Origin of the sequence: Massilia cellulosiltytica, assembly GCF_047325105.1 — a bacterium.
GTDB classification, from domain to species: Bacteria; Pseudomonadota; Gammaproteobacteria; order Burkholderiales; family Burkholderiaceae_D; genus Telluria; species Telluria orientalis.
In genome coordinates, this window is the sequence record NZ_CP168562.1 from 6,886,365 (window position 1) to 6,902,727 (window position 16,363).

The following is a 16,363-nucleotide window of genomic DNA, read 5'->3' on the forward strand; positions in this document are numbered from 1 at the left end:
TTACGCCAGGTTCACTTCCACGCCGCGCACTTGGTCTCGGCCTTGGTCGTGTACGCCTGGGCGCCCGGGATCGTGGCCACGACCTTGTAGTAATCCCATGGCGCCTTCGACTCGGCCGGCTTTTTCACCTGCATCAGGTACATGTCGTGCACCATGCGGCCGTCCGGACGGATCTCGCCATTCTTCGTGAACATGTCGTTGATCTTGGTCTTTTTCAGCTGGGCCATGACCTTGTCACCATCGTCGGTGCCGATCGCCTTGACGGCGTTCAGGTAGTTCATCGCAGCGGAATAATCGGCCGCCTGCAGCGACGACGGCTCCTTCTTCATCTTCGCGAAGTATTTTTTCGCCCACGCACGGCTGTCGTTGTTCATGTCCCAGTACCACGCGTCCGTCAGGTAGAGCCCCTGCGTCGTCTGCAGCCCGAGCGTGTGGATATCGTTGATGAACACGAGCAGGCCCGCGATCTTCATCTTGCTCGTCAGGCCGAATTCCTTCGCCGCCTTGACCGAGTTGATGAAGTCGCCGCCGGCATTCGCGAGCCCCAGCACCTGCGCTTTCGACGACTGCGCCTGCAGCAGGAACGACGAAAAGTCGGACGCGCCCAACGGATGCTTCACACTGCCCAGCACGGTGCCGCCATTCGCCTTGACGACGTCGGTCGTGTCCTTTTCCAGCGACTGGCCGAACGCGTAGTCGGCCGTGAGGAAATACCAGCTCTTGCCGCCCTGCTTCACGATCGTTGCGCCCGTGCCGCGGGCGAGCGCGACCGTGTCGTACGCGTAGTGCACGGTGTACGGCGAGCACTGTTCGTTGGTCAGTTGCGCACTGCCGGAACCGATGGCGATAAAGACTTTTTTCTTTTCTGCCGCGACCTTGGCCATGGCCAGGGCGGCGCCGGAGTTGGTGCCGCCGATCAGCATGTCGACGCCCTGCTGGTCGAACCATTCACGCGCCTTGCTGGCGGCGATGTCCGGCTTGTTCTGGTGGTCGGCGACGATGAACTGGATTTTTTTACCGTTGATGGCGCCGCCAGCATCCGCGATCGCCATGCGCACGGCTTCGGCGCCGCCATTGCCGTCGATGTCCGAATACACGCCCGATAAATCCGTGATCATGCCGATTTTGATGGTGTCGCCCGAGATCTGGGCCAGTGCCGGCATGGACAAACCGGCCGCGAAGGTGGCGGCGGCAAAGGCAATCGCTGTTTTCATGTGGTCTCCGTTGTCGATGATCAAACGCCCAGCAGCTCGGTCAATGCCGGCATGCTGGTCTGCAGCTCCGCGGCCGCGATCGTCGTGACGATGCGGCCGTGTTCCATGACGTAAAACCGGTCCGCCAGCGGCGCCGCGAACCGGAAATTCTGTTCCACCATGACGATCGTGTAACCCTTCGCCTTGAGGGTCGTGATCATCTTCGCCAGCGCCTGCACGATCACGGGGGCCAGCCCTTCCGAGATCTCGTCCAGCAGCAGCAGGCGCGCGCCCGTGCGCAGGATGCGTGCGACGGCCAGCATCTGCTGCTCGCCGCCGGACAGCCGCGTGCCCTGGCTGTGGCGCCGTTCGACCAGGTTCGGGAACATTTCGTAGATCTCGGCGACGCTCATGCCAGGCTCGCGGCCGGCCAGCTGCGGCGGCAACATCAGGTTTTCCTCGGCCGACAGCGATGCGAAAATGCCGCGCTCTTCCGGGCAATAGCCGATGCCGAGGTGGGCGATGCGGTGCGTGGCCAGGTGGATCGCCTCGACGCCGTTGACCTTGATCGCCCCACTGCGCGCGCCCGTCAGGCCCATGATGGCGCGCAAGGTGGTCGTACGGCCCGCGCCGTTGCGGCCCAGCAGGGTGACGACTTCGCCCGGCTGCACGGTCAGGCTGACGCCGTGCAGGATGTGCGATTCGCCATACCAGGCTTGCAGGTTCTCGATCTCCAGTGCCGGCGTCATCCGTGTGCTCCCGCCAGGTTGTTGTCGGCGCTCCCCATGTACGCTTCGATGACTTGCGGATTGCGCGACACGTCCGCGTAACTGCCTTCCGCCAGCACGGCGCCCCGTTGCAGCACGGAGATGCGGTCGCAGATGCCGGAGACGACGTTCATGTTGTGTTCCACCATCAGGATCGTGCGGCCGCTCGCCACTTTCTTGATCAGCGCCGTCACCCGGTGCACGTCTTCGTGGCCCATGCCTTGCGTCGGCTCGTCCAGCAGCATGAGTTCCGGCTCCATGCCGAGCGTCGTCGCGATCTCGAGCGCGCGCTTGCGGCCGTACGGCAGGTCGGCCGTGATGGTGTCGGCAAACTGTTCCAGGTCGACTTCGGCCAGCAAGGCCATGGCGCGGTCGTCGAGCTTATTCAGGGTCTTTTCGCTGCGCCAGAAGTGAAAACTGGTGCCGAGAGAGCGCTGCAGGCCGATGCGCACATTTTCCAGCACGGTGAGATGAGGAAACACGGCCGAGATCTGGAACGAGCGGATGATGCCCATGCGCGCGATCTGCGCCGGTTTGAGCGAGGTGATGTCGGTGCCGTTGAACAGGATGCGGCCGGCGGACGGAGAAAGAAATTTCGTCAGCAGGTTGAAGCACGTCGTCTTGCCGGCGCCATTGGGGCCGATGAGCGCGTGGATATGGCCGCGCTGCACCTGCAGACTCACCTGGTTGACAGCCGTAAAACCCTTGAATTCCTTCGTCAGATCACGTGTTTCCAGAATGACGTCCGGCATTGCGTCTCCCCGCTTTCGTCCATTCAAGCTTTACAAATCATACACACTTTTGGAACTCGTCAAGATACAGCACGCGGCAGGCGGATCGCCCTGCGCTACATCATGACGGCGCGCAAACCCGTTGTGCAAAAACGCACTATGTCCACGTGCGGTCGAGCAGGGCCGCCGTCTTTTCGGCAATCATCAGGGTCGGAGAATTCGTATTGCCGGACGTAATCGTCGGCATGATCGATGCGTCGACGACGCGTAACCCTTTGACGCCTTTGACCCGCAGTTCACCGTCGACGACGGCGAGCGGATCGTCCATTTTTCCCATGCGGCAGGTGCCGACGGGGTGGAAAATCGTCGTGCCGATGAGGCTGGCTGCTTCCGCCAGTTCTTCCTCCGTGCGGTAGTGCGGCCCCGGCTTGAATTCTTCCGGGCGGTATTGCGCCAGCGCGGGCGCCGCGACGATGCGCCGGGTCAGCGCCAGTGCGTCGGCCGCCACCTTGCGGTCTTCCGGCGTGCTGAGATAGTTCGGCGATATTTTCGGCGGCGCGTAACTATCGTTCGCCGCCAGCCGGACGTGCCCCCGCGCCGTCGGCCGCAGGTTGCACACGCTGGCAGTAAAAGCCGGAAAACCGTGCAGCGGATCGCCAAATTTTTCCAGGGACAGCGGCTGCACGTGGTATTCGAGGTTCGGCGTCGCCTGGCCGGGATCGGACCGTGCGAACGCACCCAGCTGCGACGGCGCCATCGACATCGGCCCGCTCTGGAACAGCAGATATTGCACGCCGATTTTCATCTTGCCGTACCACGACGCGGCGCTCGTATTGAGCGAACGGGCGCCTGTGATGCGGTAGACCATGCGCAGCTGCAAATGATCCTGCAAATTTTCGCCGACGCCGGGCGCATCGACGACGGGGGTGATCCCATGCCGATGCAGCAAAGCGGCGGGCCCGATGCCGGACAATTGCAGGATGTGCGGCGAGCCGATGGCACCGGCGGCCAGCAGGGTTTCGCGCCGCGCCGTCGCCGTGAATGCCCGGCCGCTGCCCGTGAATTGCACACCGCGGCAGACAGCGCCCTGCTCCGTCTGCGCGATCAACAGCTTTTCGACATGACAACCCGTCATGATCGTCAGGTTCGGCCGCGTGGAAGCTGGCCGGAGAAACGCTTTCGCCGTGTTCAGCCGGATGCCGCGCCGCTGGTTGACTTCGAAATAGGCACAGCCTGCGTTGTCGCCGCCGTTGAAATCGTCGACTTTCGGGATGCCCGTCTGGTGGGCCGCTTCGCGGAATGCGTCGAGGATCTCCCAGGACAGCCGCTGGCGCTCCACTCGCCATTCGCCACCGCTGCCGTGGATGGCGCTGGCGCCGCCATGATGGTCTTCGCTTGCCTTGAAAATGGGCAGGACCTGATCCCAGCGCCAGGAGGCGTCGCCCGTGATGGCGGCCCAGCGGTCATAGTCCTCGGCCTGGCCGCGCATGTAGATCATGCCGTTGATCGACGAACTGCCGCCCAGGACTTTACCGCGCGGATAGATCAGCGCTCGCCCCGCGAGACCGGGATCTGCTTCCGTTTTATACAGCCAGTCCGTGCGCGGATTGCCGATGCAGTACAGATAGCCGACGGGGATGTGGATCCACAGGTAATCGTCCTTGCCGCCGGCCTCGATCAGCAACACCTGCACGTCGGGCCTGCGTGTCAGGCGATTGGCCAGTACGCAACCGGCGGTACCGGCCCCGACAATGATGACATCGAATTCCCCTGCGGACTCCATGGACCCTCGCATCGTGATTCGGTTGAGCAAGCTTACCAGATGATCAAGCTCAACAAGGGGTCCATGGGCTGTGGATAAGCGTATGAATATCCACAGGTACGAAATGTGAGGAAGATCGGTTTTTCGCACAGTCCGAATTTTTATCCAATTTTGCCACAAGGCACATACAAGACCAGCCCACCGGCTTATGCGAACCGTAAACGTTTGATGTTGTGGAAAAAACCCGGCTTATCCACAGAAGAGTGGCACCGTTAACTATTACCATTATTCTGTATACAAGCTTTTGGTTGTAAACCTGACGAGCCGCCTTGAAAGCTACGGCCCTGTCGAAAAAAATTTTTCGTCGTCGATCCCGACATCGTTCTGCTCAACAAAAAAAAAAGACCGACTCCGGATGCGTCCATCACCACAACACCTGCCCGACGTCGACCAGGCCAGCTGCCGACGGCCCCCAAGCTCCCTGTTTCCGGGCCTTTTGTGGATAAGCTGCTGAATATCCACAGGATCGAATGTGCGGAACTGCCACGAAAGTCGATCTCGAATTTTTTTTCCAGTTTTGGTCCTCGACAGAAACAAGGTTTGTTCGACCGCTTTCGACACACGTAAACCCTTGAGCTTGTGGAAAAAATCCCGTTTATCCACAGTTCAGCCGGCGTTTACTATCATTACTATCCTTTCTTTCTATCCAAGTTAACTAAAGAAGGACAACTCGCCCGGCAGCGATCGACGGCGAAGCAGGCACGACGCGAACGCTCTTCTGTCTGCAAAAAAAAAGAAACTGAACGCCATCACATCCAAAAAAGCTAGCGCAACCACTGCTCGACTGCCGTCTGTCTACAGAAAGAACGTCATGCCGACGTCGCAACCGAAGCCGATGCAACCACTGCTCGACTGCCGTTTGTCTACAGGAAGAACGTGATGCCCAGGTCGCATCCGGAACAGCGTTCGCAACCCGCGAACGTCCTGGCGGCAGACAAAAATCGGCTCGACTGTGGAAAAAGCCCTGCATATCCACAGGAGCAGATGTGCAGAACAACCGTTTTTTCTGCTCGCCCGGTTTTTGTCCAACATCGGTTCAGCATCGATACAATGCTTGTCCAGCCGCTCCGCAAGCACGTAAACCGTTGACGCTGTAGACAAATTCCGTCTTATCCACAGCTAGGAACGCGTTTACTATCACTACCATTTTTTATATATATCTTTGTTTTATTAATACAAAAACAGCGGGAACAGCGTGAACAAGCCGCCAAAACCGTTCGTCAACCCATCCAAAACAGGCTGAAAACATGCGATTAGGGATCATCAGCGCGCTGCACGAAGAACAGCAGGGGCTCGTGGAGGCCATGGAAGGGCCCTACAAGCTCACGCACGGCATGCGCGAGTACTTTGTCGGACGACTGTGGGAAATCGACGCTGTGTGTGTTTTATCGCGTATAGGCAAGGTTGCAGCGGCATTGACGACCGCAACGCTTGTGGAGAAGTTCGGTGTTACCCACATCCTCTTTACGGGCGTGGCTGGTGCTGGAGACGCTTCGATCCGTGTCGGCGACATCGTCGTGGCCGAATCGCTCGTCCAGCACGACATGGATGCGAGTCCTTTGTTCCCCCGCTACGAAGTGCCGCTGACGGGTTTGACGCACTTCCTGTCCGACCACCACATGGCGTTGCAGCTGGCGGATGCGGCGCACCGCTTCCTGGAAGACGACTTCGCGCTTGCCGTCGACCCCGCGGAAAGGGCCGTATTCGCGCTCAGCGGGCCGCGGCTGCATCGAGGCCTGATCGCCAGCGCCGACCAGTTCGTGAGCGACAAGGGCCGTCTGGACGCGTTGAATGGGGCATTGCCGGGTCTGCTGGCGGTGGAGATGGAAGGCGCCGCGGTCGCGCAAGCCTGTTTCGAGTTGGGCATCCCGTTCGGCGTGATCCGGACGATTTCCGACAACGCCGACGAACACGCGGCGACGGATTTGATGCGTTTCGTGAAATCCGTCGCCGCGCGGTATGCCTTTCACATCGTCAGGCAGTTCTGCCTGGGGTGGCAAAAAGCGGGCGTCACTCAGGCCAGCAGGGTATCTGCCGGCACGTAGTCGTAGCCGAGATCCTTCGCGACGGCCGCGTACGTGACTTTGCCTTCGCAGACGTTCAGGCCATTCTTGAGGTGGACGTCATCGCGCAGCGCCTGCCGCCAGCCCTTGTTCGCCAGCGCCACGGCGTGGGCTATCGTCGCGTTGTTCAGCGCAAATGTCGACGTGCGGGCCACCGCACCCGGCATGTTCGCCACGCAATAGTGAACGACGCCGTCCACGACAAAGGTCGGATCGGCGTGCGTGGTCGGATGCGACGTCTCGAAACAGCCGCCCTGGTCGATCGCCACGTCGACGATGACGGCCCCTTTTTTCATTTTTGACACCATATCGCGCGTGACGAGCTTCGGCGCCGCGGCACCGGGCACGAGCACGCCGCCGATGACGAGGTCGGCAGACAACACCGCTTCCTCGATCGCGTGCGCGTTCGAATACAGGGTCGAGATCCGGTTGCCGTAGACGAGGTCCAGCTGGCGCAGACGGTCGACGTTCTTGTCGAGCACGGTGACGCGCGCACCGATGCCGACGGCCATCTGCAACGCATTCGTGCCGACGACGCCGGCGCCGATGATCACGATGTGGCCGGCCGCCACACCCGGCACGCCGCCCAGCAGGATGCCGGCGCCGCCCTTCGATTTTTCCAGGTGGCTGGCGCCGGCCTGGATCGACATCCGCCCCGCCACCTCGCTCATCGGCGCCAGCAGCGGCAAACCGCCGCCCGGGCCCGTGATGGTTTCGTACGCGATGCACACGGCACCGGACTTCACCAGGGCCGCCGTCTGCTCCGGATCCGGCGCCAGGTGCAGATACGTGTACAGGATCTGTCCCGGACGCAGCATCGCGCATTCCTGCGGCTGCGGTTCCTTCACTTTTACGACCATGTCGGCCTGCGCGAAGATCTCTTGCGCCGAGGCGACGAGCGTGGCGCCGGCGGCTGTGTACTGCTCGTCCGTCAACCCGATGCCGGCACCGGCGCCGGTCTGCACGATGACCCGATGGCCGCGCGCGACCAGTTCATGCACGCTGGGGGGCGTCAGGCCCACCCGGAATTCATTGTTTTTGATTTCTTTTGGTACGCCTATCAACATGTCTGCCTCCAGGTTAAACCTACAAAAAACATCTCCAAAAACAAAACGCCGCGGCGCAGGTCAAGAACCTGCTACCGCGGCGTCGCAGCCATCAGGACCCGGATTACAGACCGAGCGTCATCAGGCTTGCGTTACCTCCTGCCGCGGTCGTGTTGACGCACAAGGCGCGTTCCGCCACCAGGCGCCACAACGCCACCGGTTCGCCCAAGCGGGTGTCGACGATGCCGACGATCGCGCCCGGACGGGCCGCCAGCCGCGCCTGCAGATCCCCGGCGAGACCCTGCTCGACGAGGGCCATGGCGAAGTCGCTGCCATCCAGTTCCTGCGCGGTAATGAAACGCACGTGTTCCTTGACCGCGATCGGCAACGCTGGCAGCGTTTCCGCCAGCACGAGCGCGCGGTTGCCCGTCGCGAACGCGGCCGCGAGCTGGTTCAGCAGGCTCGCCGTGCCGTTCGGCGCACACAGGACGGTACCGCGCGGAACGAAATCGAGCTGGTTGCGCTCGCCCGTCGGGCCCGGCAAGTCGATGCGCACGCCGTCCAGGGTCGTTTCCATGTAACCGTGCGTCAGGTTCGCGATGTCGCCATGGCCGTTCGCGCACGCCCAGGCAAGCAGGCCGTCCAGCGCGTTATTGCTGCGGCGTGCGTGACGCAGCAGCGGTGCCGCATCCTTTTGCAGGCGCTTCAGGTACAGAGGACCGCCGGCCTTCGGGCCGGTCCCGGATTTGCCTTCGCCGCCGAACGGCTGCACGCCAACGACGGCGCCCACGATGTTGCGGTTCACGTAGATGTTGCCGACGTGGGCACGCGTCGTGATGAATTCGATCGTCTCGTCGATGCGCGAATGCACGCCCAACGTGAGGCCGTAGCCGGTGGCGTTGATCGTGTCGACGACCTTGCCCAGCTCGGAACGGCGCCAGCGCACGATGTGCAGCACGGGGCCGAAGACTTCGCGGTTCAGTTCGCTCATCGAGCCGATCTCGAGCACGGTCGGCGGCACGAACGTCCCCTGCGACAGCAACACGTCCGGCAAGACCAGCGAGAAATGCTGCTTCGCCGTCGCCTTCATGCGTTCGATGTGGCCGAGCAGGTTTTGCTGGGCTTCCTTGTCGATGACGGGGCCGATGTCGGTGGATAAACGGTCTGGCACGCCCACGCGCAATTCCTGCATGGCGCCCTTGAGCATCTTGATTGTCTTGTCCGCGATATCTTCCTGCAAAAACAGTACCCGAAGGGCGGAGCAGCGCTGGCCGGCGCTGTCGAATGCGGAACTGAGCACATCCTGCACGACCTGCTCCGGCAATGCGGAGGAATCGACGACCAGCGCGTTCTGGCCGCCCGTCTCGGCGATCAGCGGAATGTCGGCGCCTTCCTGCGCGGCACGGGCTGCCAGCGTCCGATTGATCAATTGCGCAACTTCCGTCGAGCCCGTAAAAATGACACCTTTGACACGTGCATCGGCGGTCAATGCGGCGCCGACAGTCTCGCCGCGGCCCGGCAGCAGTTGCAGCGCGCCTGCCGGGACGCCCGCTTCGTGGAACAATTGCACGGCGCGGTGGGCGATCAGCGGCGTCTGCTCGGCCGGCTTGGCCAGCACGACGTTGCCGGCGGCCAGCGCGGCCGCGACCTGGCCCGTGAAGATTGCGAGCGGGAAGTTCCAGGGGCTGATGCACGTCACCGGGCCCAGCGCGCGCGCTTCCGGTGCATTGCGGATCTCGGCCGCGTAGTAGCGCAGGAAATCGACGGCTTCGCGCACTTCCGCGATCGCGTTCGGCAGAGACTTGCCCGCTTCGCGCACGGCCAGGGCCATCAGTTCGCCGCGGTATTGCTCGAACAGATCGCCGACGCGGGCGATGATATCGGCGCGTGCCGCATTGCCGACGCCTTCCCAGCCCGGTGCGGCGTGTACGGCGGCCTGCAGTGCGGTATCGACGTCGGCGGTGGTCGCTTCCGTCACCTGGCCGACGATGTCCGCCGACTGCGCGGGATTCACGATGTTCAGCTTACCGGCCGCTGCGATGGGACCGTCGACGAGCGGTGCGGCCACGTAATGGCGCGGCGTACCGAGATCGGCGGCCAGTTCGGCCAGCACATGTTCATTGGCGAGATCGAGGCCGGCGGAGTTGCGGCGGCCGTCCGGGAACAGGGTCAACGGCAGCGGAATGCGCGGGTGCGGCAGGCAGTGCGCGGCGCGCGCGGCTTCGAACGGATCGGTCAGCAGGGTGTCGATGGGCACGCTTTCGTCGACGATCTGGTTCACAAACGACGAATTCGCGCCGTTTTCCAGAAGGCGGCGCACGAGGTAGGCGAGCAGCGTTTCGTGCGAACCGACCGGCGCGTAGATCCGGCAGGCCTTGCCGAGATTCTCCTTGCCGACGACCTGGTCGTACAGGGTTTCTCCCATGCCGTGCAGGCACTGGAATTCGTAATTGGTGACGTTGTCGGCCTTCGCCCACGTGTAGATCACGGACAGCGAATGTGCATTGTGCGTGGCGAACTGGGCGTAGATCACGTCCGTCGCGGCGAGCAGCTTGCGCGCGCACGCGAGATAAGACACGTCCGTGTAGATCTTGCGCGTGTACACCGGATAGCCCGGCAGACCGTCGACCTGGGCGCGCTTGATTTCTGCATCCCAGTACGCGCCCTTGACGAGGCGGACCATGAATTTGCGTCCGCTGCGGCGGGCCAGGTCCACGACGAAATCGATCACGAACGGGCAGCGCTTCTGGTACGCCTGCACGACCAGGCCAATGCCTTCGAAGCCGGCCAAAGATGGATCGAAAGCAAGAGCTTCCAGCATGTCCAGCGAGATTTCCAGGCGGTCCGCTTCCTCGGCGTCGATATTGATGCCGATGTTGTATTCCTTAGCGAGCAGCACGAGGTTGCGCACGCGCGGCAGCAGTTCTCCCATCACGCGGGCGTACTGTGCGCGGCTGTAGCGCGGATGCAGGGCCGACAGCTTGATCGAGATACCCGGACCGTCCTTGATGCCGCGGCCATTGGAGGCCTTGCCGATCGCGTGGATGGCCGCTTCGTACGAGGCATAGTAATTGTCGGCGTCGGATTCCGTCAGCGCCGCTTCGCCCAACATGTCATAGGAATAGCGGTAGCCACGGGTTTCGTTCTCGATGCTGTTCTTCAAGGCTTCGGCTATCGTCTGGCCGGTGACGAACTGGTTGCCCAGCATGCGCATCGCGAGGTCGACGCCCTTGCGGATCAGCGGCTCGCCGCCCTTGGCGATCATGCGGGTCAGCGCGGCGCCGAGGCCCTTCTCGCTGCTGGACGACACGAGCTTGCCGGTGACGAGCAGGCCCCACGTGGCGGCGTTCACGAACAGCGACGGCGATTCGCCCAGGTGTTTTTTCCAGTCGCCCTTGCTGATCTTGTCGGCGATCAGGCGGTCGGCCGTTTCCGTGTCGGGGATGCGCAACAGCGCTTCGGCCAGGCACATCAGTGCGACGCCTTCTTCCGACGACAGCGAGAATTCGTGCATCAGTGCATCCACGCCCGACGAGCGCGTACGTTTTTCACGCACGGCCGACACGAGTCGGTGCGCCAGCATGTAGGCGTCGGCGTTGGCGCAGGCACCCTGGGCCAGCAGCCATTCCACCGCGGTGGTCTCGTCACGGCGGTAGGCGGCGGTGATCGCGGCACGCAGCGGCGTCTGTTCGCGGCGGGTTTCGGCCTGCAGGGCGTCGAAAGGGACGTAGGTGGAAGCCGGGAAGGCGGCAATGTTCATGAACGGTCAGGAAAAAATGGATGAGGACGAGCACCGGCAAACGCCGGTCTGGAGTGCGGATCAATGATTCGATTGTAGAAGGAAATCTTCTGGATTAATTCTGTTTTTACAGAAGACTAGCAATAGATAGTTTTTGGTGAGAGAATTTCACCAAATAATATTTATAGTGGAGAGAGAGCACATGCTGGACAAGATCAGCAAGAAAATCCTGGCCGAACTGCAGAGCGACGGGCGTATCAGCAACGTCGAGCTCGCCGCACGGGTCAACCTGTCGCCCGCCGCCTGCCTCGAGCGCGTACGCAAGCTGCACGAGTCCGGCTACATCATGGGCTATACGGCCCAGTTGAATCCGCAGCTGCTGGACGTGTCGCTGCTGGTGTTCATCGAAGTGGTGCTGGACCGCACCACCCCGGAAGTCTTCGACGCGTTCAAGCAGAGCGTGCAATTGATTCCCGAAGTGCTCGAATGCCACATGGTGGCCGGCGGGTTCGATTACCTCGTCAAGGCGCGCGTGAAAGATATGGCAGCTTACCGCGAATTCCTCGGCAAGACACTGCTGCAGAAAGGCGTGCGCGAGACGCACACGTATGCGGTGATGGAAGAAGTCAAGAATACGACCAAGCTGCCCATCAAATGAAAAACGCCCTGGCAGGCAGGGCGTTGTATCTCAGGCAATCTTTTCCATCTTTTCCGACGTTTCCGACTTTTGCGGAAGCATCTTTTGCGCCGAGGCGGACAGGTTTTCCAGGTTCTTGCGCAGCCAGCGGTGGGCCGGACTGCGGCCGTCGCGTTCGTGCCACAGCATGTCCAGGTGCACGGCCGGCAGCTGGAACGGCAGCTCGCGCCAGATCAGTTGTTCGGCCGCACCGGTCGACGCGATCAGGTGCTTCGGCAACACCGTCACCAGGTCCGAGTTCGCGACCACGCGGCCGGCCGTGAAGAACTGGTTCACGGTCAACAGGATGCGGCGCTCGCGGCCGAGCTGCGCCAGCGCTTCGTCGACGAGGCCGTGGGCGCGGCCCGAGAAGCTCACCAGCAGGTGGTTCGCCTTGCAATAATCGTCGAGGGAGAGCGTGCCCTGTGCGAGCGGGTGATTCTTGCGCATCACGACGACGTATTCTCCCGAATACAGGCGCTCGTGGCGGATCGGCGAACCCGTTTCGTACGACAGCTGGGCCGCGACGCCGGGGAAGAAGCCGACGGCGAGGTCGATGTCGCCGCGCAGCAGCATCGGCCGCGGTTCGCGCGTGGTCAGCGGCACCATGCGGATGTTGACGCCCGGCGCCTCTTTTTCGATCGACCGCACCAGAGAAGGCAGCCACAGGGCGGCAGTGGCGTCGGCCATCGCCATGCGGAACGTCGCCTGGGCCTTGGAAACGTCGAAGGTTTCCGGCATCACGGCCGCTTCCAGCGCGGCCAGCGCCTGGCGCACGGCGGGCCACAGCGCTTCCGCGCGCGGCGTCGGTTTCACACCGTAGGCCGTGCGGATCAGCAATTCGTCGCCCAGGCTTTCGCGCAGGCGTTTAATGGCGTTCGAGACGGCCGGCTGGGTCATCGCGAGATGACCGGCGGCGCGGGTCAGGTTTTGCTCGGTCATGACGGCGTCGAAGACGCGGAGCAGGTTCAGATCAAGCGTGAGGAAGCTCATGGGACTCCGTTCAGGACTGGCAGTAAATGGTTTGTCGGTACGGTAAGTGTACCCGATTTCCATTCACGATCAATATAATAGCTATTACCAAGTGTAATTAGATTTATATGTTGCGTTGCACTATAGTTACATCGAACGAATAGATCAGCTTGCTACTTAGTCTTCCCATGTCCTTCTCCGACACCCTTTTCCAGACCCCGGTGCTGGCTTTGCCCTTCACCCAACTGCTCTTGTGCATGGTCCAGCTGACCCTGCTGGGCGGCGTGTTGATGTTCTTCCGCCCACTGCTGGTCGGCATCGTACGCGCGCTGGTACTGGTGGTGCGCCCGCGCCCGACGAAGGGCGAACTGGCGGCACGCAGGCAGCGTGCCCAGGCCGCAGCGGTGGGATCGCACTGATCCTTACAGTCTAGTTTACACAGCTTCTTTCCCGAAAGCGGGGCCCGGATAACCGGGCGCCGCTTTTTTTTCGCCCCTACTCTTACCCGCCGCCGGTAACTCGTGGTCGCTCGAGTTGTCAGGCGTTTTTTTGCCGATTTCATTTAACAATTAGTCTCTACATGAACGGCGTATCAAAAAATCGATGATTCATGAATTGATGAGTTGGCGACGAGTTCGCAGAGAAAGGAATCATATTGATGAGAGATGAAGAATATCGCTGAATTGGCCATGTGGCGCTCGAATACTGCATCTAACGATAAGATATAGATGGATTTACCGTAGTTCTAGTAGGTATCAACGCATGATAAGAGAAGTTCATGATTGGTCAGTTCATATCTATGAGTTAAGGTAACTTTCGATTCTGTCGAATGGACGCGCCGCCAGAGGCATCGACGTGCCGGTTGGCACCCCGCCTCATCCAAAAATCCGGGTCATGCGCAGTCAAAAAATGAGGGGCGAAAAAAAACGCGGCCGCCGGTTGCCCGGGGCCGCGTTTCGGGGAAAAACGAGTGGATTACTTGGCGTCGCCCAGCAGCGCCGGCTTGAGCGAGCGGTCGACGGGCTTGTCGCCCAGCCAGATGCGCAGGATCGCGTTGTAGAAGTTGACGTCGGGGATCGGGCCACCCAGCTTCTTGCCGTTCAGCTCGGCCTGGGTGCCGGTGCCCGGAATCCAGTCCAGGTGCAGCACGTCTCCCTTCTTGAGGCCGTCGACGGACGCGAACAGCTCGCCCATCTTGCTGATCTGGGCCACGATGCGCTGTTTTTCCGCCTTGTCGATGTTCTCGTTCAGGCCATCCATGAAGGCCTTGCCGAAATCCTCGGAGGAGATGTCACGCGCCATCTGCAGGGTCACGCGGCGCGGGCCCTCTTCCTTCAGGATCTCGGCCGTGTTGTTCTTCTTCTCCGGCAGGTACAGGCCGGCCGCGTAGACCTTGACGATGAATTTGGTGCGCATGCCGGCGCCGTTCAGTTTCAGGTCCTTGCCGGCGACCTTCGTCATGTCGTCGAACTTGTAGCCGTTCACGTCGACGACGGCGGCGATGGCCGGCAGGCTGGCGGCCACGGTGAGAATGGCGCCTGCGAGCAGGCCCTTGATGGCAAATTTACGGGTAGTCATGGTTGTCTCCTTGGTGGGAAAGCTATCGTTGTCAACATCGTGGCCGCCGTTCAGGCCGCGACCAGCGCCAGGGTAGGTTGGACATTCTGCAGCTTGAACACGCTGACGGCGCGCGCCAGGCGCTGCGCCTGTTCCTGCATCGATGCGGCGGCGGCTGCGGCCTGCTCGACGAGGGCAGCGTTCTGCTGGGTCGTCTCGTCCATCGCGACGATCGTCCGGCTGACCTGGGCGATCCCGGCGCTCTGCTCGAGGCTGGCAGCGCTGATTTCACCCATGATGTCGGTGACGCGGCGCACGCTTTCGACGACCTCTGCCATCGTCACACCGGCCTGCTCGACGAGCGTGCTGCCTTCCTGCACCTTGTCCACGGAATCGCCGATCAGCAGCTTGATTTCCTTGGCGGCCGCGGCCGAGCGCTGCGCCAGGCTGCGCACTTCGGAGGCCACGACGGCAAAGCCGCGTCCCTGCTCGCCCGCACGCGCGGCCTCGACCGCCGCATTCAGGGCGAGGATATTCGTCTGGAAAGCGATACCGTCGATCACGCCGATGATGTCGACGATCTTTTTCGACGACGCCGTGATCGAGCCCATCGTCTCGATGACGTGCGCGACGACGGAACCGCCGCGCGCCGCCACCTCCGACGCCTGGGCCGCCAGTTGATTCGCCTGGCGCGCATTGTCTGCATTCTGCTGCACGGTGCCGGTCAGCGCCCGCATCGAGCTCGACGTTTGCGCCAGGGACATGGCCTGCGATTCCGTGCGCGTCGACAGGTCCTGGTTGCCGGTGGCGATTTCACCGGACGCGCAGGACATCGATTCCGTGCTCGTGCGCACTTCGCCGACGATGCGGATCAGGCTGGCGTTCATGTGGCGCAGCGCTTCCATCATCTGGCCTGCCTCGTCGCGGCTGTCGACGGCGATGTCGCTCGTGAGATCACCGTCGGCGACGCGGCGGGCGATCTCCACCACCTGGCCCAGCGGCCGCGTGATGCTGCGCGTGGCCAGCCATGCGACGCCCAGCGACAGCCCGGCCGCGATCGTCGTCAGCGCCAGAATGAGCATCTGCGTGCGCTGCGTGACGGCGGCCGTGTCGGCGCCGGCCTGGTGCATCGCGGCGTTTTGCCAGGCGACGAATTTGTCCAGTTGTTCGAAATAGCGGGTTTGCTGGGGGCGCAGCGAGAACATGAATTTCATCATCGCCTCGTCCTTGCGGTCCTCGTTGACGAGCTTGATGAATGCCGTTTGCGCCGGCAGGAATTTGTTCTGGATGGTGGCCAGCGCTTTCAGGATGTCGGCGGCCTCGGCATCGCCCGTGCTCCTGGCCAACTCGGCGACCTGGGCCGTGGCGCTGGCGCTTCTCGCTTCCGTGTTCGCCAGCTCTTTCTTGATCTGGTCCGGATCGGTCATGATGAGGACGTTGAGCATGCTGCGGGTCGCTTCACTCACGTCCTCCTTGATATGGTTGGCCGCGACGGTATTCGCATAACGCACTTTGACCAGGGTCTCCATTTCCTTGTTCAGGCTGGCAATCCTGACGTATGACAGCCCCGCCAGCAGCACCAGCAAGGCAATGACGACCCCGAACCCGATGGCCAGACGTTGTCCGATACTCATATTTCTAATCATTATTGTGAGTCTCTCCGTCCAAAAAAAAGAATGAGCGTGCTAATTTTGCAAGATAAATATAGCACCGATGTGTTTGGCAAAATTAGAGACTCAAAACTATTTCAATGCTGCAAGAGCACAATCCCGGCCCCGGGCGTCATCTGCCCGCGAA

At 61.7% G+C, this 16,363-nt stretch carries 12 protein-coding genes; 3 read left to right on the forward strand and 9 right to left on the reverse strand.

Annotation, left to right across the window (positions count from 1 at the left end; translation table 11 throughout):
- Positions 1-11: 11 nt before the first annotated feature.
- From ACEN9H_RS30290 to ACEN9H_RS30305, 4 genes are all read right to left on the reverse strand, one after another.
- Positions 12-1,214, reverse strand: a complete 1,203-nt coding sequence (locus ACEN9H_RS30290; RefSeq protein WP_413673127.1) for an ABC transporter substrate-binding protein — start codon at positions 1,212-1,214, stop codon at positions 12-14.
- Between the two features lie 20 nt (positions 1,215-1,234).
- Complete coding sequence (locus tag ACEN9H_RS30295) at positions 1,235-1,942, reverse strand: ABC transporter ATP-binding protein (RefSeq protein WP_413673128.1); 708 nt, start codon at positions 1,940-1,942, stop codon at positions 1,235-1,237.
- On the reverse strand, positions 1,939-2,712 hold the full coding sequence (locus tag ACEN9H_RS30300) for an ABC transporter ATP-binding protein (protein ID WP_413673129.1): 774 nt from the start codon (positions 2,710-2,712) through the stop codon (positions 1,939-1,941). The genes ACEN9H_RS30295 and ACEN9H_RS30300 overlap by 4 nt, the downstream gene beginning before the upstream one ends.
- Positions 2,713-2,848: 136 nt before the next feature.
- Positions 2,849-4,474, reverse strand: coding sequence for a GMC family oxidoreductase (locus tag ACEN9H_RS30305; RefSeq protein WP_413673130.1), 1,626 nt, complete (start codon positions 4,472-4,474; stop codon positions 2,849-2,851).
- 1,286 nt (positions 4,475-5,760) lie between these two features.
- Between ACEN9H_RS30305 and ACEN9H_RS30310 the strand changes: the two genes are divergently transcribed.
- A complete protein-coding gene (locus tag ACEN9H_RS30310) occupies positions 5,761-6,558 on the forward strand; it encodes a 5'-methylthioadenosine/adenosylhomocysteine nucleosidase (RefSeq protein WP_413673131.1) in 798 nt (265 codons plus the stop codon).
- Here the strand turns inward: ACEN9H_RS30310 and ald are convergent.
- Positions 6,528-7,643, reverse strand: coding sequence for an alanine dehydrogenase (gene ald / locus ACEN9H_RS30315; RefSeq protein ID WP_413673132.1), 1,116 nt, complete (start codon positions 7,641-7,643; stop codon positions 6,528-6,530). The genes ACEN9H_RS30310 and ald overlap by 31 nt on opposite strands.
- 103 nt (positions 7,644-7,746) lie before the next feature.
- Positions 7,747-11,382, reverse strand: coding sequence for a trifunctional transcriptional regulator/proline dehydrogenase/L-glutamate gamma-semialdehyde dehydrogenase (putA, locus tag ACEN9H_RS30320; RefSeq protein ID WP_413673133.1), 3,636 nt, complete (start codon positions 11,380-11,382; stop codon positions 7,747-7,749).
- A gap of 181 nt (positions 11,383-11,563) precedes the next feature.
- On the opposite strand from putA, the gene ACEN9H_RS30325 reads away from it, so the two are divergent.
- Positions 11,564-12,019, forward strand: a complete 456-nt coding sequence (locus ACEN9H_RS30325; protein WP_036171419.1) for an Lrp/AsnC ligand binding domain-containing protein — start codon at positions 11,564-11,566, stop codon at positions 12,017-12,019.
- Between the two features lie 30 nt (positions 12,020-12,049).
- On the opposite strand, the gene ACEN9H_RS30330 is transcribed toward ACEN9H_RS30325, so the two are convergent.
- On the reverse strand, positions 12,050-13,030 hold the full coding sequence (locus tag ACEN9H_RS30330; RefSeq protein ID WP_056133791.1) for a LysR family transcriptional regulator: 981 nt from the start codon (positions 13,028-13,030) through the stop codon (positions 12,050-12,052).
- A gap of 200 nt (positions 13,031-13,230) precedes the next feature.
- Here ACEN9H_RS30330 and ACEN9H_RS30335 point away from each other — a divergent pair, with 200 nt between their 5' ends.
- Positions 13,231-13,428: a hypothetical protein gene (locus ACEN9H_RS30335; protein WP_160407078.1), complete on the forward strand. Its 198-nt coding sequence runs from the start codon at positions 13,231-13,233 to the stop codon at positions 13,426-13,428.
- Positions 13,429-13,984: 556 nt separating this feature from the next.
- Here ACEN9H_RS30335 and ACEN9H_RS30340 read toward each other — a convergent pair.
- Positions 13,985-14,587, reverse strand: coding sequence for a chalcone isomerase family protein (locus tag ACEN9H_RS30340; RefSeq protein ID WP_413673134.1), 603 nt, complete (start codon positions 14,585-14,587; stop codon positions 13,985-13,987).
- Between the two features lie 50 nt (positions 14,588-14,637).
- Positions 14,638-16,200, reverse strand: a complete 1,563-nt coding sequence (locus tag ACEN9H_RS30345) for a methyl-accepting chemotaxis protein (RefSeq protein ID WP_413673135.1) — start codon at positions 16,198-16,200, stop codon at positions 14,638-14,640.
- Positions 16,201-16,363: the final 163 nt, after the last annotated feature.